Genomic DNA, 22001 nt, shown 5'->3' on the forward strand with positions numbered 1-22001 from the left:
GGCGGGTATGAGTGATGCAGCACGATTCAAAATTAGCAAACGACTCATTCAGCTGACCCTGATAAGCGGGGCGCTGATGGCCTCAACGGCGTGGGGTTTCGAAACCAATTACGATCGCGGGCGGGTGGATTTTGCCGGACGAGTGACCGATATTTCCTGTAGCGTGGCGCTCAACGGCGGTCACAACGCGGGGAGCGGCAGCGTCTGGCTGGCGCCGGTCAGCCTGGCGGAAGTGCACGATCGCGGCGCCGGCGCATTTATGAAACCGCAGCCCTTTACCCTGGAGCTCTCTAACTGCCAGCTACGGTACGACGGCGGCGCGGCCGATAAAGATGAGATCCGCCTGGTCAGCGTACGCTGGGTTGATGGATATATGGTCAAGGCGGTCAGCAATGAAAATGCCGGTTATCTGGCGAATACGCGAGCGGACGGGGCCAGCCATATCTTCCTCGCGCTCTCAACCAACGACAATAATACGTTGGATAAAAGCAATAAAATTGTTCCGGCCGATCCTCAACAAAACCGCGTACCGCTGGTAGAAAAGGCGGTAGATGGCGGCGTATTTACTTATTACATTGGCTACGTGACGCCAGCGCCGGAAAAAGCCACCAGCGGTCCGTTGACCAGCTGGGCGACCTGGGAGCTGGTTTATAATTGAGTCGCCGGTGGGATGGCCCGAGGGATAATATTGATGCCGGAATTTTCCGGCATTTTTTTAAACTGCGATCTTTTCCTGGACCAGTTGTTCAATGCTGACTTCCTGCCAGTAATGGCCCTGAATAGCAAACCACTCCATACCCTGTAACCATTTCTTATGCGCTTCGCTTTCTACGCCCTCAATAATCACGTTATGGTGGTTACGGGAAAGGAACGTGACCAGCGCATCCATTAATGGCCGACCAAACTCTTTATGCATTAAATGCCAGAAAAAATCTTTATCGATTTTGACATAATCAAAGTGATAACCGCAAATAGCGCTAATACCCGCGTTGCCTGAACCGAAATCATCGAGCCAGAGCGTGGTGCTTTGCGGATCATTCCAGGCGGCGAGAGCATTATTCAATAATTTGTTGGAGTTCTCGGTAACTTCAAAATGAACGCAGCCGATATGGTCGACCAGCGTTTTAATCTCCGGCCTTAGCAATACGCTAAGAATATGGTCATCAACATTGATGGTTGCCGAGATGCCGTTTTTATTAAACCACTGTTTATGTTTTTCGATAAGCGCCAGTTGTTCCATAAAAATGCTTTCACGTAAACCAGTATTGGCATAGCGGAAGAAGTTTTCCGGAGATATCGCCAGGCGGTCAAAACGACTCAGGCATTCAACGGCGACGAGCGTGCCTTTTGGGGAAAACATCTTTTGAAAGACATAACGCACGGATATATCGCTACGTGATAGATTATGGCTGGTAAACAGAGTTGCGTTCATTATCTCTCGTCAAAATGGGGTCAGAGGTCAGGAGAGGGTAATATTATTATAGGTGACCTTTCTGCCAATGGGAATGATTATTAAAGGCTGATTGCCAATAAATGATCGGCTTTTGATTGGTCACCCACATATTTTTAGTCTCAGCAGTGATACATATTGACTATGCTTTTATGCATTATTCGTGAGCTATTCATTCCCAATTTTTTCATAATATGTACCCGGTGGCTGTGTACCGTTTTGTGGTCAATATCAAGGAGCGCTGCGATTCGTTTGCTGTTGTTGCAGGCGATGATTAACTCAAGTACCTGAAGCTCCCTGGCGGTCAGCCTGCGTTGGGTGCATAACGCCTGGCAGCCTTCGGCGGTCAAGGGTTTGCTGAGGATAGCTGAATAGTCTGACAAAGAAGATTTTTCTGTAAGAATCATAAGGTTGTCCATATCAATCAGTTCCCGAAACAGGCTGGAGAGCTCGCTTTTTACAATCAGCACCAGCAGCGCGCAGTGCGTCAGGCGCTTTCGTAGAGTGTTGAGTAATGCGACCGTGGTGGCCGCAGAGATATCTTTGTGAATAATATTGATAATGACCGTCGCGGTAGGTGGGGCGCAGATACCTTTGACAATATCCTGAAAGTTCAGGGTCGTGATGCGCCTGGCGCGATCGATCATATAATCGTGAATGGCTTGTCCAATGATATTGTCATCAGTGTAGAGTAATATACTGTCCAAGGGTTCAGACTCTCTTTTTTCTTTTGGCTTCCATAATCAAGTCGAGCAGCACTTTCTCAATTCTCTTCTTGTTATCGAGGTTACGAAATTTAAACTGACAAGAAATCTGGTAGTAGCTGTCCGGCTTCTCGTTATCATCTAAAGTCACCATGACAACGTTTTTTATGACTAAATCTACGGTAACTTCGCCATATTTGGCGAGGGCGAGGATCGCATTCTTGAGAATGGCGTTATGGCTGAGGAATTTCAGATTAGGGCTTTGGGTCATCAGCGCGCAGCCGCCATCCGAAATGTCTTTGATTTCGAAAAGATAATTTTCTCCATTTTTGTGCCTGCCGTGACAGAAGAATTCATGCTCGTGGCGCAGACGGAATCGGGGATCGCGGCGGCGCTGGACCACCTGGATACATTCAGGCAGGGTAAACGCGACTTTATTGCCTTTCCCTTCGCTGCTGGCATAGATTTTCTTTAGCGTAGAGCAAAATTCGATTTTCCCTGAATCGCTATGCAGAATAAATTTAACTTTATGCCCGGCGGGGATTTTGCAGGTGGTGGTGATATGAAACTCGGCAAAATCCACCCGCGTCAGCTGGGTTATCGTGCTTTTGTTATTAACAAAAACTTCTATCTCCGCCTGCTTTCGAAGCTCTTCCCTGAAAATAGCAATGATTTCATACTTACTCGTCTTTATCGTTCCCTCTGTCATGTGAAATCCTTGTAAATTGTTATTGTGTGGTTGATTTTTTATATGGCAATACAAACATTCTGATTGTGTTAACCAGATGTTTTTATGAGCGTTTGATGTTGTTAGCTATCTTTGCAGCTAAATTGATTTGTATAAACTTTGAATGCGATATTGTTTTTCCTGTAATCAAGAGTTCAAAAAGTTTGGCGAGACAAAAACGACAGAAGCCTCCATTTAGGAGGCCAGTCGGAAAAGGATAAAGCTATGCTTTGCATAGGGGTTATCCGTGAAGGAATAATGCAGATAACACCTAATTGTAGGATGTATAGTGCCAGTGGCGTAAAGGTAATTCCAGGCAAATATTGAGGAGCAGGCTTCTGCGAATATCCATTGGCAGAAGCCTGAGAATCAGGCGTGAGGCTGGAGGTTATCCAGAATGGCTAACGCATCGGCCGGAAGGGTTAATTCCGCGGCGGCAAGATTTTCGTGCAGGTGCTGTAGCGAAGAGGTGCCCGGAATAAGCAGAATATTTGGCGAGCGCTGGAGCAGCCAGGCCAGCGCTACCTGCATCGGCGTGGCATCCAGCGAAGCGGCAACTTCATTAAGCTCCCGGGCCTGGAGCGGGGTAAAGCCGCCCAGCGGGAAAAAAGGGACCCAGGCGATATTCTGCGCCGCCAGCTCGTCGATAAGCGGGTCATCCTGACGGTTTGCTACGTTGTACTGGTTCTGAACGCAGGCGACAGGCGTCATTTTTTGCGCATCGCTTACCTGTCTGGCGGTGACGTTACTCAGTCCGATATGGCGAATCAGTCCGCGTTCTTTCAGCTCCAGCAGGGTGGTTAAAGGCCCTTCCAGCGACCCCTCAACCGGGCCGTGAGTGCCGAGCATACTGCGCAGATTCACCACCTCCAGCACGTCGAGACCCAGATTGCGCAGATTATCCTCTACCGCCTGAGTGAGCTCCGCGGGCGACATGGCGGGTAGCCAGTTGCCTTTATCGTCCCGGCGGGCGCTGACTTTGGTCACGATACACAGATCGTCGGGGTAGGGATGCAGCGCCTGGCGAATAAGCTGATTAGTGATGTGGGGGCCGTAAAAATCGGAGGTATCGATATGATTAACTCCCGACTCGACCGCTTCCTGCAGGACGCGGATAGCGGTTTGCGGATCTTTTGGCGGACCGAAGACGCCGGGTCCCGCAAGCTGCATCGCCCCGTATCCCAGGCGATAAACCTGACTATCGCCTAACGTCGCGGTACCGGATAATTTTACGCTGGACATAGCCATCCTCGCTTTCATTGTATGCAAAGGATAAGTGTATGCCGTCAGGGAGAGTGGTGGGATGAGAATATTGGCAGAACGTGCGGCGCATAAATAATTAGCCGCACCTCAGGGACTAGCTAAAAAACATCACCGATACGCAGAGCAAACCGACCACCAGGGTGATGAAGTTACCCACTGAACGGTAAGGCTTCAGCGCCGGAATAAGATACGTGGACAGGGTGGGCATGATGAACAGGATCATCGCAATAAGCGGGCCGCTGATCGCATAAATCATTGAGATGGCGTTGGGATTGATAAAGCACACCGCGAAGGTCAGCGTCGAGACCAGCAGGATCGACATCGCCCGATTGAAGGCGCGGCTTTTACGAATCCCCGCCTGGGCGAGAGCGGTTTTGACCATTTCGCTGGCGCCTTCAATCACGCCAAAATAGGTGCCGAGGAACGATTTCGACATCGCTACCACCGCCACAATAATCCCGGTGACCGCCAGCCACGCCGGTGAACCCGGCATCATCGACAGCGCGGAAAGAATCGTGACCCCTTCATCACGCGCGGTTTGAATATAGGTGGCCGGTATCGACAGCAGGCAGCTGAAGACGAAAAACAGCACGCTGGCGCAGATGAGGGTGTAGGCCACCTTCATGATTTTTTTGCATTTACCCATGGCCTGCTCGCCGTATTTCTCCTGCTGATCGATAGCAAAAGTCGAAATGATCGGCGTATGGCTAAAAGCGAAAACCATCACGGGAATAGAGATCCAGATTTGGTGGAACGTGTGCGAAGACAGCTGCATCTGGCTGGTCAGGTAGGCTGGCTGCCAGCTGCCCATTAAATAGATGGAGAGAAACAGGAAACAGGCGATCAGCGGAAAGACCAAAAAGCCCATGACTTTAATCGTGACGTGGCGGCCCATTAAAAAGATCAGATTCAGCACCAGCACCACGCCCAGACTGAGAAGCGCGCGTATTTGCGAAGTGATGGGCACGTGTCTGGCAAGCTGTTCCGCAAGCGAGTTGGTGATGGCGACGGCGTAAATCAGCACGACCACGAAAAAGGCGAGAAAATAGAGACCGGTGATCAGGCTGCCGATCTTTTTACCGTAATAGTGATTAACGGCGCCGGTGATCCCCGCGCCCGGAGCGATGTTAGCGGAAAGAATGAACTGGCTCAGCGCTTTATGCGGCCAGTAGGTCAGCGGCCAGGCGACCAGCGCGGTGATGAACAGAACGATGGCGCCAGCGGATCCCAGTTGGATCGGCAAGAATAACGTGCCAGCGCCTACAGCAGTGCCATATAAGGCGAAACTCCACAGAGTTTCTTCTTTAGACCAAATTTTAGACATTATGCGACTTTATCAACCAGAAAACGAACAAAAAGGAGTGCAATTTATCACATTTATGGATGAGCTGGGGCGATAGTTTCTGGCGAAGAAGTGAAGCCGCGGAGCGCCCGTTACCGGCCGGGCGCGTTGCAAAAATTACTGGCGGGCGGCGATTCGCTGCTGGCGAACCTTTATGACGCGTTCGCGCAGCATATCCCAGACCCAGTTAAACGCCATGGTGTAGGGAAGGAAAAACAGCATAAAGCCAATTTCCAGCATAAACGCCTGCATCAGCGAGACGCCCAGCACCAGCGCGACCATGGTGACGCCAATAATAATAAAGCCTGACTCGAAGCCGATAGCGTGCAGCGCGCGGACCCGCAGGTTCCGCACGACCCGGGAGGTCGGCCACAGGCGGTCGAATAGGGCGTTATAGATAATGTTCCAGACCATCGCCAGCGTGGCGAGCAGGATACTCAGTCCGCCCATTTCCACGACCGAGCGCTGCATAAGCCACGCGGCGGTAGGGGCGAGGATCAGCGTCGCCAGACCTTCAAAGCTGATAGCGTGGATAACCCGTTCCGTCAGCGTTTTGCGCTGGGCGTTAACTTGTTGCATGGCTTGTTGCCTCCGGACTTTATAAGAAATTACCCGGCATTTTATGGATAAATATGATAAACAAAAGATAGTATCCATCGATAAAGTAGATAGTTCATGCGCTATTCTCCCGAAGCCCTTACCGCTTTCGTCGAAGCCGTCGCCTGCGGTTCATTTTCTGCCGCGGCGCGGCGGCTGCGCAAAAGCCAGTCCACCATCAGCACCGCGATCGCCAACCTGGAAGCCGATCTAGGTGTGACGTTGTTCGATCGTACCGCCAGACAGCCCGCGCTGACGCCGCAGGGCGAGCAGGTGCTCAGCTACGTGAAAGCGATTCTGGCGGCCAGCGACAGGCTTGATGAGCTGGCAATTTCGCTGTCCGGTAAGACGGAAGCGCGTCTGACCTTTGTGCTCTCCGATACGCTGCATCCCGATGTGCTGGAAGATCTGCTGGCGCAGTTCGATCGCCATTTTCCGCATACCGAATTTGAGTGCCTGATTGGCGAAGATGACGATGTTATCGACCTGCTACAAAAGGAGCGGGCGCAGGTGGGGCTGATTGAGGCCAGAGATAACTACCCGACAGAAATCGGCAGCATCCGGCTGCCGATGCAAACCGAAATGGCTATTTACGTGGCTCCCCGGCATCCGCTGGCGGCCCAGGGCAGGGTGACCCGTGACGAGCTGTTTAGCTGGCGCGAGCTGCGACTGAGCACCTATCTGGAAAACACGACGGAACCGGCACGCGGGCTGGTATGGTCGGCGCCTAACTATCTTCTGCTGTTCAGCATGGCGGCTCAGGGGCTGGGATGGTGTATTTTGCCCAGCGCGCTGGTGGAGGAGTTTGCCGGTAGCGGCAGTCTGGTGGCGCTGGACATTGCCGGTTGGCCGCGGGTGATATCGACCGATTTGCTGTGGAATAAAAAGGCGCCTCCGGGAGAGGCGGGAAGCTGGCTGCGTCAGCATCTGCAGGGTCATCGGCGTGAATAGCGCCCATTATTTTCGCATCGCCCGGCGGCCGATACCTTGCGGGGCTTCGGTGCCGCTAGCTGGCCCGATATTGATTGCGCGGGGCTGCTTTTCGTCAGGCAGGTAAGGCGCCACCTGCCAACAATGCCTGCACGATGCGTAACAATGGCGTTGTCGCCAGCCGCAAGCGCTAAAATCGCCCACAATCTTTGTGATTCTCCTCACTTTTTTTAAACAATTGCGAAATTTTTTGATAACAATTCACTACTATGATGCTGTTTCTTTGCGCAGAGGCGGAGCAGAGGTAGAGGATGAAAGATGTCGTAATTGTCGGCGCGTTGCGAACGCCCATCGGCTGTTTTCAGGGCACGTTATCGCGTCATTCCGCGGTAGAGCTGGGCAGCGTGGTCGTCAAGGCGTTAGTTGAGCGCAGCGGCGTCGATCCCCAGAGTATAGATGAAGTGATCCTCGGCCAGGTACTGACGGCGGGCACCGGCCAGAATCCTGCGCGCCAGTCGGCAATCCGCGGCGGGCTGCCCAATACCGTTTCTGCCATTACCATTAATGATGTATGCGGTTCCGGGCTCAAGGCGCTGCACCTGGCCACGCAGGCGATTCAGTGCGGCGAAGCGGATGTGGTTATCGCCGGCGGGCAGGAGAATATGAGCCGCGCTCCGCACGTGCTGACCGACAGCCGTACCGGCGCGCAGTTGGGCAATAGTCAGCTTATCGATAGCCTCGTCCACGACGGCCTGTGGGATGCGTTCAATGATTATCATATGGGGGTGACAGCGGAGAATCTGGCGCGCGAGTACAACATTAGCCGTGAACTACAGGACGCCTGGGCGCTCAGCTCGCAGCATAAAGCGCGGCGGGCGATTGATTCCGGTCGTTTTCGCGATGAAATCGTGCCGGTAGCCAGTGAACTCAACGGTACCCCCCGCCTGGTGGACACCGATGAACAACCGCGCGTTGACCCCAGCGCTGAAGCGCTCGCCAGCCTGCTTCCGACCTTTGACCTGCAGGGCTCGGTCACCGCAGGGAATGCCTCAAGCATTAACGATGGCGCGGCGGCGGTAATGATGATGAGCGAAGCCAAAGCAGAGGCGCTGGGGCTGCCGATTCTGGCGCGCATCCGCGCCTTCGCCAGCGTGGGCGTCGATCCGGCGCTGATGGGCATCGCGCCGGTCCATGCCACCCGTCGCTGCCTGGAACGTGCGGGCTGGAAGCTGGATGAGGTCGATCTTATCGAAGCCAACGAGGCTTTTGCCGCTCAGGCTATTTCGGTCGGCAGGGTTCTGGAATGGGACGAGCGGCGGGTGAACGTGAACGGCGGCGCGATTGCGCTGGGCCACCCCATTGGCGCTTCCGGCTGCCGTATTCTGGTTTCACTGGTGCACGAGATGATTAAACGCGATGCCCGCAAAGGGCTGGCTACGCTGTGCATCGGCGGCGGTCAGGGCGTGGCCCTGGCGGTTGAACGTTAATAAGCCCTTTCTGATGTAAGTAAACTGAGCCTCCCGATGGAGGCTTTTTTGTTTTTACCGCCAGGCATTTCCCTCCTGAAAATTCCTTTGTAACGCTCTATTTTGTTGAGCTTTGTCACGTCTTTTTGTGCCACCTTTTTTGAAACAAATAATTACGATCGCGATCACTAAAACATTATTGCCTAAAAAATAAAATGCGGTTTTATAAAAACGAAACGATATTTTAATTATGAGGGGTAATTTATGTTCGCAAGATCTCTGGCCCTTGCTGCACTCTGTGGCATGTCTTTCGCAGCTTCGGCAGTCACGGTAGATTTACGTCACGAATTCATTGATGGAGGCAAAACGGATAAGACCAACGCTGATCGCGTCTCCGTCTCCCATCGTTTCGCTAACGGCTTTGGCTTCTCCGTTGAGGCGAAGTGGAAGTCGGGCGGCGATAACACCAGCCAGCCTTATTCTGATTTCGTCGGTAATGGTCATGAAGAGAGCATTAGCTGGCAGTGGAAGGCTAACAAGAACTTCTCGGTCACGCCGGGGTTCAATATTGAAAGTAACGATAGCCGCTCAATCTACAAGCCGAATCTGCGCGTGCAATACAGCTTCGATAATGGTTTCTACGTTGCTGCCCGTTATCGTTATGACTACACCCGCTACCCGGCGAATGCAGGGAAAGAGGATGATAAAGTCAACCGTGGCGATGCGTGGGCCGGTTACGTGTTCGGCGACTGGCGTGCCGAGCTGAACTATGTTTATGCGCGCAGTACCGAAGGGGTTAAACGCAACGACAATAAACCTTACTCTCAGGAGTACAACCTCAAGGTTGCCTACAAGCTGGATAAAAACTGGGCGCCGTATGGCGAGCTCGGCAACGTCGGCGTCAACGATCGCAGCGATCGCCAGACCCGTTTCCGCGTAGGTGTTGCCTACTCGTTCTAACTTAAAAAATGTCCTCATCGTTTACCCCGGAGCGGTCAGCCGGGGTTTTCTGTTGGTATTAACTCCTCTTCCCGGAGGCGGTGCTGCGCACCTGTCCGGGCTACCCCATATGCACATCATGTAACCCGGACAGGCGCATTGCGCCGCCTCCGGGACAGGTACCGCGATCCGGGGAAAACGCCCGGGCATAAAAAAGCCCTCCAAAAGGAGGGCAAGGCCAGTTACAGAAACACTAACTCAAACAGTGGCTAACGCTATGCCTTCAGCATTTCGGGCTGCGGCGGCAGTTTCGCGATATATACGGCGGGTTTACCGTCTTTATCGGAACTGAACAAAATGGCGCTGTCGTCCGGCGTAAAGGACGGGTGCGGGTGGGTAACCTGGCGGCTATTAGCCACAGTTGCCCATGACGTATCGTGACGCGCGACGCGGAAATAAGCCTGCTTCGCGACATCGAAAGCGTAGAGATACGGGTCGTTATCAATGGTGTAGCCGCTGGTATCTTTGACGTCCACCGGCGTACCGGAGCCATCGCCCACCAGCAACGTGCCGTCGAAGTTACTCATCAGATGTGAACAGGCCGGCATCTGCATTACCGCTTCATTAACGCCGGTATCCGGGTTGAAGCTATAGATCGTGCGACCCTGCTGCCCCTTCAGATATGAGACGTACACCAGCGCCGAGCCGTTCGGTACCCAGAATTCATGGGTGCAGCTTTCGCCTTCCGCATGCTCTTTAACTTTACGCACGTTGCTACCGTCTTCATTTACCATCCACATCCGCGCATCGACCAGGTCATGCGGCCCTTCATGGCAGAAGGCGACGGTATGGTCATCGAAAGGACGATAAATCGGATGGCCAAGCCATTTCTTCTCTTCGTGGATCACGCTGCTTTCGCCGGTTTGCAGGTCGACGCGCAGCAGGCGGCAATGGGGGCCTTTGTGGAAGAAATCGTGGAAAATCTGCCAGTCGTTAAGCGGCGTCCAGTCGCTTTTGGCTATCTCAATGCCAACCAGTTTGGTGCAATCGCTGTTGGCCACCCAGGTGCCGTAGCCCACCCAGTCATCGGCCACGCGATAAACTTCACGTTCTTGCAGGGTGGTGAGGTTAACCTCCAGCAGCGTACGGTCGTTCTTCACGTAATAAAGAGATTTATCATCCGGGGAAAGGAAGCCCCCAAACGTGTTATCGCCGGCGCCTTCCGTTAGCTGCACCGCCTCGGCTTTGGCGAGATCCAGCAGATAGTAGTTCCAGTTGCCGTCGAACTCGCCGGCAAACAGCAAATGGCTGCCATCGTTAAAAAAACACTTCTGATAAAAATAGTTACGATGACATGTCACTTCCGGTGGGGTTAAACGGGTGATCTCCGCGCCAGTGTCCGGATCGCGGCTGACTTCATAATTCAGTTTAACCCGCATGCCTTTAGCCATGATGTACTCCTTTTCCTTCCTGAGGTATCGCCCGCCTGCGTTGACCGGCCAGTGGAAGTAGATTTAAAAGATGGGTGTTAATTTATCAAAACATCGTTTCATTATTTGTGATGACGGGCGCAATTCGCAACAACGATTTGCTCTGGATCGCACTTTTTTGCCGCCGCTTTGGCTCTCGCCAGAACGATCTTTGTTTTCCTGCCGTTTTTTTACGATCCTTCGTCTTTTTTTTAAGTTTATCTAACTAATTGTATTTTATTGAGTTAAATAGGGTTTTCACGGTTTATCAATCACCGCTTCGTGATCTGTTTTGCATTTTTAACATTTAACAGTCTTAAAATTGAAACGATGTTTTAATAATAATTGAAAATGACTTTAGCCGGGGCTAAGATGTGCTCACTGTAAAACGGAACTCTGTTTTATTTTTAGAAGGGTAAATCCCTGAGAGTTCTTCAAACCGTAAGGGTCTGCGTAAGCAGCAGGCTGAACTATCAGAACCTTGCCTGTGCCTACACAGGCTCTGAAAGATTAAGGAACCAAGTATGATTCTTGACGCATTCTCCCTGCAGGGCAAAGTGGCCGTTGTGAGCGGTTGTGATACCGGTCTGGGCCAGGGTATGGCGGTCGGCCTGGCGGAAGCCGGCTGCGACATCGTCGGTATCAATATTGTTGAACCGACCGAAACCATTGAGCGCGTAACGGCGCTGGGCCGTCGTTTTCTCAGCCTGACCGCCGACCTGCGTCAGATTGACGGCATCCCGCAGCTGCTGGAGCGCGCGGTAGCTGAGTTCGGTCATATCGACATTCTGGTTAACAACGCCGGTCTGATTCGTCGCGAAGACGCGATCGAATTCAGCGAGAAAAACTGGGACGACGTCATGAACCTGAATATTAAGAGCGTGTTCTTTATGTCTCAGGCAGCGGCGAAACACTTTATTGCCCAGGGCACCGGCGGCAAGATTATCAATATCGCTTCCATGCTCTCTTTCCAGGGCGGTATCCGCGTACCGTCTTACACGGCGTCCAAAAGCGCGGTGATGGGCGTGACTCGTCTGCTGGCGAACGAGTGGGCTAAGCACGGCATCAACGTTAACGCGCTGGCGCCCGGCTATATGGCGACCAACAATACCCAGCAGCTGCGCGCTGACGAACAGCGCAGCAGCGAAATCCTCGACCGTATCCCGGCGGGACGCTGGGGCCTGCCGAGCGACCTGATGGGGCCGGTGGTATTCCTGGCTTCCAGCGCGTCTGACTACGTCAACGGCTATACCGTGGCGGTGGACGGCGGCTGGCTGGCGCGCTAATTTTTGCCGCGATATCCGCGCAATGAGAAACCCTGCTTCGGCAGGGTTTTTTATGTCTTAATGAGTATTGTCCATATCGTTAAATGAGAATAGTCCATATGGGTTATTTGTTTTTCCGGTGATCATCTATGTATGCCAGGGGTTTCTGAGATTGAAATGCTTATTTTCTGTTCTTTGCAAAGTTGAATGTCCATCACAAAACCACTGCCTGTAGCAACTTAATCCATATCTTTGGCTTGTCCAGCCTGACACTTTAAGCCGCCGATCCCGTAGTTTCATCGTATGTCTTACTTCGTCTGGCAGGAAAAAAATGACCTCTATCAGTCACGACTCTACAACCATGCCGCGTTCGCAGCGCGATACCCGACGTATGAATCAGTTTGTCTCCATTGCCGCCGCGGTGGCGGGTCTGCTGTTTGGCCTCGATATCGGGGTCATCGCCGGGGCGCTGCCCTTTATCACCGATCATTTCGTTTTATCCAGCCGCCTGCAGGAGTGGGTGGTGAGCAGCATGATGCTGGGAGCCGCTATTGGCGCGCTATTCAACGGCTGGCTCTCTTTCCGCCTCGGGCGTAAATACAGTCTGATGGTTGGCGCGGTGCTGTTCGTCGCCGGCTCCGTGGGCTCTGCATTTGCGACCAGCGTTGAAATGCTGCTGGTGGCGAGGATCGTTCTCGGCGTTGCCGTGGGGATCGCCTCGTATACCGCGCCGCTGTATCTGTCGGAAATGGCGAGCGAAAACGTGCGCGGGAAGATGATCAGTATGTATCAGCTGATGGTGACTCTCGGGATTGTGATGGCGTTTCTCTCAGATACCGCGTTTAGCTACAGCGGCAACTGGCGCGCCATGCTTGGCGTGCTGGCGCTGCCTGCGGTGGTGCTGATTATCCTGGTGATCTTCCTGCCAAACAGCCCACGCTGGCTGGCGGAAAAAGGGCGTCACGTGGAAGCGGAAGAGGTGCTGCGAATGCTGCGCGACACGTCAGAGAAAGCCCGCGACGAACTGAATGAGATCCGTGAAAGCCTGAAGCTGAAGCAGGGCGGCTGGGCGCTGTTTAAGGTCAACCGCAACGTGCGTCGGGCGGTATTTCTCGGCATGTTGTTGCAGGCGATGCAGCAGTTTACCGGTATGAATATCATCATGTACTACGCGCCGCGCATCTTTAAAATGGCGGGCTTCACCACCACGGAACAGCAGATGGTCGCGACCCTGGTGGTAGGCCTGACCTTTATGTTCGCCACCTTTATCGCCGTCTTTACCGTCGACAAGGCCGGACGTAAACCGGCGCTGAAAATTGGCTTTAGCGTGATGGCCATCGGTACGCTGGTGCTGGGCTACTGTCTGATGCAGTTTGATAACGGCACCGCTTCCAGCGGCCTCTCCTGGCTGTCGGTGGGGATGACCATGATGTGCATCGCTGGCTATGCGATGAGCGCCGCGCCGGTGGTGTGGATCCTGTGTTCGGAAATTCAGCCGCTGAAGTGCCGCGATTTCGGTATTACCTGCTCCACTACCACCAACTGGGTGTCGAATATGATCATCGGCGCGACCTTCCTGACGCTGCTGGATGCTATTGGCGCGGCGGGAACCTTCTGGCTCTATACCGCGCTGAACGTCGCCTTCATTGGCGTGACTTTCTGGCTGATCCCGGAAACCAAAAACGTCACTCTGGAACATATTGAACGTAAGCTGATGTCCGGCGAGAAACTGCGCAATATCGGCAATTAATTATAATGAGTCGCGCGGCAGCCAGGGGCTGGCAACCCGAACTGTCTCCCGATGGCTGTCGCCGTTAATAATATGCAGGGCGCTAAGGCGCCCGATATCATAGTGCGGTAGCTGCACCGTTGAGAGCGGCGGTAAAAACAGATCGCCAATTCCCACCATATTATCGTAACCCACAACCGCCACATCCTGCGGAATGCGAAGCCCCTGCGCCAGCAGCGTTTGATAAACCATAAACGCGATGCGGTCGTTGCCGCAAATCACTGAATCGAACTGCGGCGTTTGTCGAACGATGTGCGCCAGCACGATGGCGGGAATATCGCGATAGTGCTCATCGCCGTAGGCCATATAGCTGTGGTCGAGCGTATCGGGGTCAATACCCGCTTCCCGGCAGGCGCGCTCCAGTCCCTCGCGGCGGCGGACGGTGGCCAGATGATTGGCCGGAAGATGCAGGCACAGCGGGCGGCGATAGCCAGCGGCCAGCAGCGCCTGTACCGCCGTATACTGGCCCTGTTCGTCGTCCGGAATATAGCTGGCGACCGGATCGTGCAGGCTTTCGCAGTTGGCCAGTACGCAGGGGAGGGTTAACAGCTTGGCCGGAAGCGGCACCTGACGCAGGCCCATCGTGGTGTAAATAATGCCATCCGGGCGATGGGAGAGCAGCAGGTCGACAATGGTTTCCGGGCTATCATCAGAGAACATATTGACCACGAAGCTGTTCCAGCCGTGCGCCCGCGCGGTTTCTTCGATGGAGAGCGTAATCTCTACTGAAAATGGCGTGGTAACGGTATCCAGCGCCAGCACTCCGATAGTGTTTGGCGTCGCATGAGCACCTCGGATTTTTTTCGCCGACAGGTCGGGGACATAGTTGGTCTGTTCGATTGCCGCCTGGACGCGCGCCAGGGTCTCCGGCTTGAGCCTTTCCGGGCTATTGAGCGCCCGGGAGACCGTCATCAGCGATACATTCGCCAGCTTTGCCACATCTTTCAGAGATGCCATATTTAAGTGCTCCACCCTTGCCGTCGGCGGCGGGTATTACTAAGTTACTGATGTAAAAGGATCATACGATATTCTATCGTACCGCTGGCGCGGGCGCAGGCGATGAATATTTGATCGCGATCGCATTCCTATTATGTTAACGTTAACTTTTGTGATTAACATCATGAATCTCAGCAAAACGAAGTGAGTTTCGCTTTTTGTTAACGTTACCATAATAACATTACTCCAACATGAGAATGTCATGATGAAAGCGCATCACTCTCACAGCTATCCGTTACTCAGTGCGTTACTGTTTTTCTTTTTCGTGACCTGGTCCTCTTCAGGCTCGCTGCTCTCTATCTGGCTGCACCAGGAAGTGGGCCTTAAGCCGGGGGATACCGGGATTATCTTTTCGGTGCTTTCGGTCTCCGCGCTTTTTGCGCAGGTGTGTTACGGCTTTATTCAGGACAAGCTCGGCTTGCGGAAAAATCTGCTCTGGTACATTACCGTACTGCTGATCCTCTCCGGGCCGGCCTATATGGTGTTTGGCTATCTGCTGAAAATTAACGTGTTACTCGGCAGTATTTTCGGCGGGATTTATATTGGATTGACCTTCAACGGCGGCATCGGCGTGCTGGAGTCCTACACCGAGCGCGTCGCGCGCCAGAGCCAGTTTGAATTTGGTAAAGCACGGATGTGGGGGTCGCTGGGCTGGGCGGTGGCGACGTTCTTCGCCGGATTACTGTTCAACATTAACCCGCATTTAAACTTCGCCGTCGCCAGCTGCTCTGGCCTGGTATTCTTCATTCTCCTGGCGCGCCTGCGGGTCTCTTCTGCGCCGCACGCCATGCAGGAAGCGGTATCGGGCGGTAAAGTGACGCTGGAAGATGCTCTGCGTCTGCTGACCCTGCCGCGCTTTTGGGCGCTGGTCTTCTTCGTGATTGGCACCTGTATTTACGGCGTATATGACCAGCAGTTCCCGGTCTACTTCTCCTCCCAGTTTCCGACGCTGCAGGAAGGTAATGAGATGTACGGCTATCTGAACTCGTTCCAGGTGTTCCTGGAGGCCGCCGGTATGTTCTGCGCGCCGTGGCTGGTTAACCGTATTGGTGCGAAAAACGGCCTGATCTTCGCCGGGATGGTGATGGCCATGCGGATGGTGGCTTCCGGACTGGTGGAAGGGCCGCTGCTAATCTCCATCACGAAACTGCTGCACGCGGTCGAACTGCCGGTGCTGCTGGTCTCCATCTTTAAATACAACAGTTTAAACTTCGATAAGCGTCTTTCATCCACGCTCTACCTGGTCGGCTTTGCCTGCACCAGCTCGGTTATCGCCACCGTCCTGTCGCCGCTGGCGGGCTATAGCTATGAGAAATACGGCTTCGCCCAGTCCTATCTGATTATGGGACTGCTGGTGTTCTGCACCACCTTTATCTCCATCTTCTTGTTGCGTTCAAGCAAGTCCTCTGCGGACCCGCTGATGCCGCAAACTTCCGCTATCTGAATCAAAAGAGTAATGAATATGACCTATTCTATTTCCCGGGCTGAGCAAGAACTGCAGGCTAAACATGAAAAGCTGAACCTGCGCTGGTATCCGCGCTACCACCTGGCCGCCCGCGCGGGCTGGATCAACGATCCTAATGGCCTGGTCTGGTTTGACGGCTGGTATCACGCGTTTTACCAGCACCATCCGTACTCTACCAAATGGGGGCCGATGCACTGGGGCCACGCGCGCAGCAAGGATCTGGTGCACTGGGAGCATCTGCCGGTGGCGCTGGCCCCGGAAGGCCCGGAGGATAAAGACGGCTGCTTCTCCGGCTCGGCGGTGGTGGATGGCGATACGCTGGCGCTGATTTATACCGGGCACAAATTCCACGGCGACCCGAGCGACGAAGCCAATCTTTATCAGGTGCAGTGTCTGGCGACCAGTCGCGACGGCATTCACTTCGAACGTCAGGGGATTGTGGTCGACACCCCGCCGGGTATGCACCATTTCCGCGACCCGAAAGTGTGGCGAGAAGGGGAGAGCTGGTACATGATCGTCGGCGCTCGCGATGGCGATACCGGTCAGGTGCGGCTGTATCGTTCAGCCGACCTGCGCCAGTGGCAGGATGCCGGCGTCCTCGACGAGGCGGAAAAAGAGATGGGCTACATGTGGGAATGCCCGGACTTCTTCGCCCTCAACGGCAAGCATATTCTGATGTTCTCTCCGCAGGGGCTGGCGGCTAAAGGCTATCAAAACCGCAACCTGTTCCAGAGCGGTTATCTGCTCGGTGAATGGCAGCCGGGACAGGCGTTTGTGCGCGAGGGGGCGTTTGTGGAAATGGATCACGGGCATGATTTTTATGCCCCGCAAAGCTTCCTCACTCCCGACGGCCGCCGCATTGTCATTGGCTGGCTGGATATGTGGGAATCGCCGTTGCCGGAGCAGCAGGATGGATGGGCGGGCATGCTTTCGCTGCCGCGTGAACTGAGCCTGAGCGCGGATAATCGGCTACAAATGCGTCCGGCGAAAGAGGTCGAGAGCATGCGCGGCGCCAGCTTCCCGTGGCCGGTGACGACGCTGAAGAACCAGCAGACCACGATGGTGGAAAACTGCGAGGCGATGGAAGCGATCCTCCACTGGGACTGCGCCAGCAGCAACGCAGAGCAGTATGGCCTGAGCTTAGGCGATGGTCTGCGCGTTTACGTGGATGCGCAGATGCAGCGCCTTGTGCTGGAGCGGCATTATCCGCAGTATGGCCTGTGCGGCACTCGCAGCGTCCCATTGACCGAGGGGGCCGATCTGAAGCTGAGGGTATTTTTCGATAGCTCTTCCGTCGAAGTGTTTGTTAATGATGGCGAGGCCTGTCTGAGTAGTCGTATATATCCGGATGCCACTCGCCGTGAATTATCGCTATTTGCCTGGAGCGGTTCGGCGTATTTAACTGAAGCAGGGGCGTGGCAGCTGGAATAATAATTATTGAATGATCGTTAATAACCCGTCTGCGAGGATGGACGGGTTATTATTATCGTGCTTTACCCATAAAATAAAAAATATCATTTAACTAAATAATAAAGGGTTTTCCGATGAATAAAATCTGGGTCGGGTGTGTTCTGACGTCTTTATTTACCCCTCTGGCTAATGCACAGGCGCCGTTATCTCTTGAGGAACGGCTGGCGCAAATGGAACAACGGCTAAAGGCGACCGAGCAGCGGGCGGCCAGCGCGGAGGCAGAAATCCGCGCGCTGAAAGGTCAGGAAACGCCAGCGGCCACGGTGGCCAGCGCCGCACCGGCTAAACCTGCTTTACAGCTTAATGATTATGGTGAATTAAAATTCTATGGCGACGTTGAGTTTAATATGGACGGCGCCAGTCGTACCGGTAGCCTGACGTCGGTGAAAACCAGTGCCAATAAAAACTGGGCGCCGGGAGATAAAGAACGCTGGGATATTAACGGCCGCATTCTTTTGGGCTTTGATGGATTACGCAAAGGGGCTAACGGTAAATATGCCGGATTCAGCGTGCAGCCGCTGGCGGATATGAATGGCAAAATGAATCTTGATGATGCCGCATTTTTCTTCGGTCAGCAGGATGACTGGAAAATTAAAATCGGTCGTTTTGAAGCCTACGATATGTTCCCGCTTAATCAGGATACCTTTATTGAATATTCCGGCAACACGGCCAACGATCTGTATAGCGACGGCTACGGCTATATTTATATGATGAAAGAGGGGCGCGGACGCAGCAGCAGCGGCGGCAATTTCCTGCTGAGTAAAAATATCGATAACTGGTATTTTGAGGTGAATACGCTGGTGGAGGACGGCAGCTCGCTGTTTGTCGATCAGAACTATCACGGCAACGCGCTCGATAATCGTAAAAACGTGGTGTACGTGCGTCCGGTGGCGTCCTGGCAGTCTGGCCCCTGGTCGGTGGCGGCAGCAATGGAGAGTAACCTCGTTAACAATGCTTACGGCTATCAGAATCAGAACGGGCGCTGGGTCGATCAGTCCAGCCGCACCGGCTACGGTATGACCATGAGCTGGAATACGCTGAAGACTGATGCCGAGGACGGAGCGGTGGTGAACCTGAGCACCGCGTATCTGGACGCGGCGGATGAAAAGGATTTCAGCGCCGGTATCAACGCTTTATGGCATCGCGTGGAGCTGGGCTATATCTATGCGCATAACAAAATCGACCAGTTTAATCTTTCCGGCGTGAGCGCGGAGTGCGATGGCGACTGCGCGATTCTGACGCCGGGGCGCTACGACATCCACACTATTCATACCTCCTGGCAGCTGCCGAATATTATGGATATGCCGAACTTTAATATTTATCTCGGGGCCTATGCGTCATGGCTCGATTCATCGGCGGCGAAAAGCGGTAATACCGATGAACGCTACGGCGCGCGGGTGCGATTTAAATATTTCTTCTGACATCTTCCCGGGTCGCGGCGTAAACGCCTTACCCGGGCTACGGGATCGCAGAGGGCTGTTAACCTGTAGCCCGGGCAGGCGCTTTGCGCCGCCCCTGGGAGCAGCGCGCAGAGTGGCATAATTTCCCGGAATCGACGCTTGTGCATCTATCCGGGCAGCGGGATCGCTGACGGCGGTAGCCCGGCTAAGCACCGCGCGAGCCGGGACGTTGCCGAATCACTACACCTCCGCCAGATACAGCGCGGGCATACCCTCTTTATCGGAGGTAAACAGCACCCAGCGGTTATCCGGTGAAAACGACGGATGCGGATGCGTCGCCTGGCGCTCGCCCTCAATCACTTTCCACGTAGAGTCATGGCGGCACACGGCGGTCTGCCTATCGGCGGCAATATCAAACACCCAAATAAACGGATCGTTAAGCTGGATATCGCCGGTGCTGTGCGGCGCGCCGTCGCCGACCACCAGGCTGCCATCGTGATTGCTCATCAGATGCGAACACGGAGGAATCGCCATCAACTGGCGATTTTCCAGCGTTGCCGGGTCGGCGCGATACAGATAGCGATGCGGATCGTTTTCCTGATGCGCGACATAGTAAAGCGCGGAGCCATCCGGTACCCAGAATTCGTGCGTAAAGCTCTCACCCGGCTGGTGCTGGCGAACCTTGCGCATGTTGCTGCCGTCAGCGTTGATAAGCCACATTCTGGCATCGATAGCATCGCGCGGACCTTCATGGCAGAAGGCGATGGTGCTGTCGTCAAACGGGCGGTAAATCGGGTGGCCGAGCCAGCGTTTTTCCTGCAATACCACGCGCTGTTCGCCGCTGCGCAGATCGATATTAATCAACCGGCACTCCGGCTCGGTGAAGTAGAATGCGCGGAACTTGCCCCAGTCGGTCAACGGCTGCCAGTCGCTTTTTTTGATTTCGATTCCGACCATCTGACTGCAATCGCTGTTGGCGACCCAGGTTCCGTAGGCTACCCATTGGTCATCCACCTGATATACGACCTGTTCCTCCAGCGAGGCCAGATCCACGCGGCGCAGCTGCTGGTTGTTTTTCACATACCACAGCGACCGGTCGTCGGCGGAAAGGAAACCGCCAAAGGTGTTATCGCCCGGCCCGTCGGTGAGCTGGGTCGCCTGCTGGCCGGCGATATCGAGTAAATAGTAGTTCCAGTGGCCTTCAAACGCGCCGCCGAAAATCAGCTTACCGCCATCCCGGGTAAAGCATTTTTGATAGAAATAGTTGCGATGGCAGATAACATGCGGTGGCGTCATCCGGATCACCTGGTGACCGGTTTCGCTGTCCTGCGTGTGCAGAAAGCTCAGCGGGATGATTTTGCCTTTCATGATTCACTTCACTCCTTGCTAAAAAAATACCCCGCAGCCGGAGCTGCGGGGTAGGTTCCGATAACAGGCAATTAGCGCATCGCGCGGCGCAGGATGCGGTCAGACTGACGCTGGAAGTCAATTGCCGTCTCTTCCACGGTTTTCTGCCCGTAGTCGATGTACTGCAGAGAGGTGCCGAACTGGGCGACGATCTGCGGGTCATCAAAGTACGGCGACACCGAGAGTTTGGCCGGCAGGGACTGCGCCAGGCGCAGGCCCGATACCGCCGGATCGTCCTCTTTGATCGCGCCGTTTTCGGTCAGGTATTGCACCGCCACTTTGCTCAGCGGCACGCCGCGCTCAAGACCCAGCGTCTCAACCCCTTCTTTACTGTTCAGCAGGAAGTTGATCACCTTCGCCGCCGCTTCCGGATTTTTGGTGGATTTACCAATGGAGAGCATCTGCGCAGGTTTAAAGAACAGACCTGCGTCGGTAGCGCCCGGCAGCATCGGATAGCTGCCCAGCTCCAGCTTCGCCGGCGGCTTCAGGTTGTCGGAGTATTTGTTAATAGTGGAGTTCCACATATAGGTCCCCGCCCACTCGCCCTGAATCCACGGCTTCATTTCATACATGTTGCTCTTACCGAACGAGGCATAGTATTTGGTGTCCGGCATCACGTGGCTGTCGATAAGCTTTTTATACATCTGGAAGAATTCGACCCACTGCTCTTTGCTGTAGGAGAATTTCTTGGTTTTTTCATCGATAGCCGGCTGGTTGTACTTCTGAATCATATATGAATTGAGCAGCGCCAGAGTGTCCTGGTGCTCCAGCACGACCGGGTAATACTGTTTACCCAGCTTGCTCTCAAAGGTTTTACCCGCCGCCATCAGCTCGTCCCAGGTTTTCGGGTACTCGACGCCCGCTTTTTTCCAGGTTTCATCGTTAAAATAGAAGACGCGCGCGGTCACGGAAATAGGTATACCGTTAAGCTTGCCGTCTACCGTGGTGGTTTGCAGCTCTTTGGCATCAAACTGGCTCAGGTCGATCACGTCCTTCATCTTGTTGAGATCGTAGAAGCCTTCGCCGTTTTTCGAAAAGATTGGCAGCCAGTTCCAGTTAGTTTGCATCACGTCCGGCTCGGTACCGCCGGCGATTTGCGTGGTCAGGCGCGAAAGATGGCCGTCCCAGCCGGTATATTCCGCTTTAACGTTGATATCCGGGTTTTGTTTATGAAACTCTTCCAGCGCCTTGAGGGTCACCTGGTGACGGCCGTTGCCGCCCCACCATGACATACGCAGGTCGACATCCTTTGCCATAGAAGGCAACGCGGTAAGGCCCAAAGTGGCGGAGATTGCGGCGCTTAAAAGCACTTTTTTCATTTT

The 22001-nt window shown here is 54.0% G+C and carries 19 protein-coding genes; 9 read left to right on the plus strand and 10 right to left on the minus strand.

All coding sequences use genetic code 11. From position 1 onward, the window contains the following. Positions 1–7: 7 nt before the first annotated feature. Positions 8–658: a type 1 fimbrial protein gene (locus ABLV12_RS00730; protein ID WP_004115158.1), complete on the plus strand. Its 651-nt coding sequence runs from the start codon at positions 8–10 to the stop codon at positions 656–658. 57 nt (positions 659–715) lie between these two features. Here ABLV12_RS00730 and ABLV12_RS00735 read toward each other — a convergent pair whose 3' ends face one another. The 6 genes from ABLV12_RS00735 to ABLV12_RS00760 form a co-directional block, all read right to left on the minus strand. Beyond that, positions 716–1432, minus strand: coding sequence for an EAL domain-containing protein (locus ABLV12_RS00735; protein WP_004105344.1), 717 nt, complete (start codon positions 1430–1432; stop codon positions 716–718). A gap of 140 nt (positions 1433–1572) precedes the next feature. Continuing rightward, complete coding sequence (locus tag ABLV12_RS00740; protein WP_024274662.1) at positions 1573–2157, minus strand: helix-turn-helix transcriptional regulator; 585 nt, start codon at positions 2155–2157, stop codon at positions 1573–1575. A gap of 4 nt (positions 2158–2161) precedes the next feature. Continuing rightward, positions 2162–2863, minus strand: a complete 702-nt coding sequence (locus ABLV12_RS00745; protein ID WP_348866721.1) for a PilZ domain-containing protein — start codon at positions 2861–2863, stop codon at positions 2162–2164. A gap of 387 nt (positions 2864–3250) precedes the next feature. Next, positions 3251–4123 (minus strand): aldo/keto reductase family oxidoreductase, encoded by an 873-nt coding sequence (locus ABLV12_RS00750; protein WP_348866722.1) that lies wholly within the window; start codon positions 4121–4123, stop codon positions 3251–3253. Positions 4124–4238: 115 nt separating this feature from the next. Next, positions 4239–5468 (minus strand): amino acid permease, encoded by a 1230-nt coding sequence (locus ABLV12_RS00755; RefSeq protein ID WP_004105334.1) that lies wholly within the window; start codon positions 5466–5468, stop codon positions 4239–4241. Between the two features lie 135 nt (positions 5469–5603). Then, positions 5604–6065: a multidrug/biocide efflux PACE transporter gene (locus ABLV12_RS00760; RefSeq protein ID WP_123829931.1), complete on the minus strand. Its 462-nt coding sequence runs from the start codon at positions 6063–6065 to the stop codon at positions 5604–5606. 96 nt (positions 6066–6161) lie between these two features. Between ABLV12_RS00760 and ABLV12_RS00765 the strand changes: the two genes are divergently transcribed. The 3 genes from ABLV12_RS00765 (at position 6162) to ABLV12_RS00775 (ending at position 9439) form a co-directional block, all read left to right on the plus strand. Next, the gene (locus ABLV12_RS00765) at positions 6162–7034 is read left to right on the plus strand and encodes a LysR family transcriptional regulator (protein WP_004105330.1); all 873 of its coding nucleotides are present in this window, start codon (positions 6162–6164) and stop codon (positions 7032–7034) included. 290 nt (positions 7035–7324) lie between these two features. Continuing rightward, on the plus strand, positions 7325–8500 hold the full coding sequence (locus ABLV12_RS00770; RefSeq protein WP_064356486.1) for an acetyl-CoA C-acetyltransferase: 1176 nt from the start codon (positions 7325–7327) through the stop codon (positions 8498–8500). 243 nt (positions 8501–8743) lie between these two features. After that, complete coding sequence (locus ABLV12_RS00775) at positions 8744–9439, plus strand: porin (RefSeq protein WP_004105324.1); 696 nt, start codon at positions 8744–8746, stop codon at positions 9437–9439. A 254-nt stretch (positions 9440–9693) separates the two neighbouring features. Here ABLV12_RS00775 and ABLV12_RS00780 read toward each other — a convergent pair whose 3' ends face one another. Then, a complete protein-coding gene (locus ABLV12_RS00780; RefSeq protein ID WP_004105320.1) occupies positions 9694–10869 on the minus strand; it encodes an oligogalacturonate lyase family protein in 1176 nt (391 codons plus the stop codon). A 542-nt stretch (positions 10870–11411) separates the two neighbouring features. Here ABLV12_RS00780 and kduD point away from each other — a divergent pair. After that, positions 11412–12173 carry a 2-dehydro-3-deoxy-D-gluconate 5-dehydrogenase KduD gene (kduD, locus tag ABLV12_RS00785; protein WP_004105319.1) on the plus strand — a complete coding sequence of 254 codons (762 nt, stop codon included), beginning with the start codon at positions 11412–11414 and terminating at the stop codon, positions 12171–12173. A gap of 310 nt (positions 12174–12483) precedes the next feature. Next, positions 12484–13902 carry a sugar porter family MFS transporter gene (locus ABLV12_RS00790; protein WP_004105316.1) on the plus strand — a complete coding sequence of 473 codons (1419 nt, stop codon included), beginning with the start codon at positions 12484–12486 and terminating at the stop codon, positions 13900–13902. On the opposite strand, the gene ABLV12_RS00795 is transcribed toward ABLV12_RS00790, so the two are convergent. Next, positions 13903–14898, minus strand: coding sequence for a LacI family DNA-binding transcriptional regulator (locus ABLV12_RS00795; protein WP_004105314.1), 996 nt, complete (start codon positions 14896–14898; stop codon positions 13903–13905). A 241-nt stretch (positions 14899–15139) separates the two neighbouring features. Here ABLV12_RS00795 and ABLV12_RS00800 point away from each other — a divergent pair, with 241 nt between their 5' ends. The 3 genes from ABLV12_RS00800 to ABLV12_RS00810 all read left to right on the plus strand — a co-directional run bounded on the left by ABLV12_RS00800 (position 15140) and on the right by ABLV12_RS00810 (position 19293). Then, positions 15140–16381, plus strand: coding sequence for an MFS transporter (locus tag ABLV12_RS00800; protein ID WP_004105313.1), 1242 nt, complete (start codon positions 15140–15142; stop codon positions 16379–16381). 18 nt (positions 16382–16399) lie between these two features. Next, positions 16400–17833 carry a glycoside hydrolase family 32 protein gene (locus tag ABLV12_RS00805; protein ID WP_017145468.1) on the plus strand — a complete coding sequence of 478 codons (1434 nt, stop codon included), beginning with the start codon at positions 16400–16402 and terminating at the stop codon, positions 17831–17833. Positions 17834–17946: 113 nt separating this feature from the next. Then, positions 17947–19293, plus strand: coding sequence for a carbohydrate porin (locus ABLV12_RS00810; RefSeq protein WP_004115141.1), 1347 nt, complete (start codon positions 17947–17949; stop codon positions 19291–19293). A 219-nt stretch (positions 19294–19512) separates the two neighbouring features. On the opposite strand, the gene ABLV12_RS00815 is transcribed toward ABLV12_RS00810, so the two are convergent. Further along, positions 19513–20643, minus strand: coding sequence for an oligogalacturonate lyase family protein (locus ABLV12_RS00815; RefSeq protein ID WP_032692184.1), 1131 nt, complete (start codon positions 20641–20643; stop codon positions 19513–19515). 68 nt (positions 20644–20711) lie between these two features. Beyond that, positions 20712–21998 carry an ABC transporter substrate-binding protein gene (locus ABLV12_RS00820; protein ID WP_004105307.1) on the minus strand — a complete coding sequence of 429 codons (1287 nt, stop codon included), beginning with the start codon at positions 21996–21998 and terminating at the stop codon, positions 20712–20714. Positions 21999–22001: the final 3 nt, after the last annotated feature.

The organism is Klebsiella sp. CN_Kp100, from assembly GCF_040065315.1.
Lineage (GTDB): Bacteria > Pseudomonadota > Gammaproteobacteria > Enterobacterales > Enterobacteriaceae > Klebsiella > Klebsiella oxytoca.

What these genes read in the sequence shown, in the direction of transcription:
- ABLV12_RS00735 (WP_004105344.1), bottom strand. Translation starts at nt 1,432, where the DNA reads ATGAACGCAACTCTGTTTACCAGCCATAATCTATCACGTAGCGATATA.
- ABLV12_RS00820 (WP_004105307.1), bottom strand. Translation starts at nt 21,998, where the DNA reads ATGAAAAAAGTGCTTTTAAGCGCCGCAATCTCCGCCACTTTGGGCCTT.
- ABLV12_RS00755 (WP_004105334.1), bottom strand. Translation starts at nt 5,468, where the DNA reads ATGTCTAAAATTTGGTCTAAAGAAGAAACTCTGTGGAGTTTCGCCTTA.
- ABLV12_RS00760 (WP_123829931.1), bottom strand. Translation starts at nt 6,065, where the DNA reads ATGCAACAAGTTAACGCCCAGCGCAAAACGCTGACGGAACGGGTTATC.
- ABLV12_RS00795 (WP_004105314.1), bottom strand. Translation starts at nt 14,898, where the DNA reads ATGGCATCTCTGAAAGATGTGGCAAAGCTGGCGAATGTATCGCTGATG.
- ABLV12_RS00780 (WP_004105320.1), bottom strand. Translation starts at nt 10,869, where the DNA reads ATGGCTAAAGGCATGCGGGTTAAACTGAATTATGAAGTCAGCCGCGAT.
- ABLV12_RS00765 (WP_004105330.1), top strand. Translation starts at nt 6,162, where the DNA reads ATGCGCTATTCTCCCGAAGCCCTTACCGCTTTCGTCGAAGCCGTCGCC.
- ABLV12_RS00750 (WP_348866722.1), bottom strand. Translation starts at nt 4,123, where the DNA reads ATGTCCAGCGTAAAATTATCCGGTACCGCGACGTTAGGCGATAGTCAG.
- ABLV12_RS00770 (WP_064356486.1), top strand. Translation starts at nt 7,325, where the DNA reads ATGAAAGATGTCGTAATTGTCGGCGCGTTGCGAACGCCCATCGGCTGT.
- kduD (WP_004105319.1), top strand. Translation starts at nt 11,412, where the DNA reads ATGATTCTTGACGCATTCTCCCTGCAGGGCAAAGTGGCCGTTGTGAGC.
- ABLV12_RS00790 (WP_004105316.1), top strand. Translation starts at nt 12,484, where the DNA reads ATGACCTCTATCAGTCACGACTCTACAACCATGCCGCGTTCGCAGCGC.
- ABLV12_RS00810 (WP_004115141.1), top strand. Translation starts at nt 17,947, where the DNA reads ATGAATAAAATCTGGGTCGGGTGTGTTCTGACGTCTTTATTTACCCCT.
- ABLV12_RS00745 (WP_348866721.1), bottom strand. Translation starts at nt 2,863, where the DNA reads ATGACAGAGGGAACGATAAAGACGAGTAAGTATGAAATCATTGCTATT.
- ABLV12_RS00800 (WP_004105313.1), top strand. Translation starts at nt 15,140, where the DNA reads ATGATGAAAGCGCATCACTCTCACAGCTATCCGTTACTCAGTGCGTTA.
- ABLV12_RS00775 (WP_004105324.1), top strand. Translation starts at nt 8,744, where the DNA reads ATGTTCGCAAGATCTCTGGCCCTTGCTGCACTCTGTGGCATGTCTTTC.
- ABLV12_RS00805 (WP_017145468.1), top strand. Translation starts at nt 16,400, where the DNA reads ATGACCTATTCTATTTCCCGGGCTGAGCAAGAACTGCAGGCTAAACAT.
- ABLV12_RS00730 (WP_004115158.1), top strand. Translation starts at nt 8, where the DNA reads ATGAGTGATGCAGCACGATTCAAAATTAGCAAACGACTCATTCAGCTG.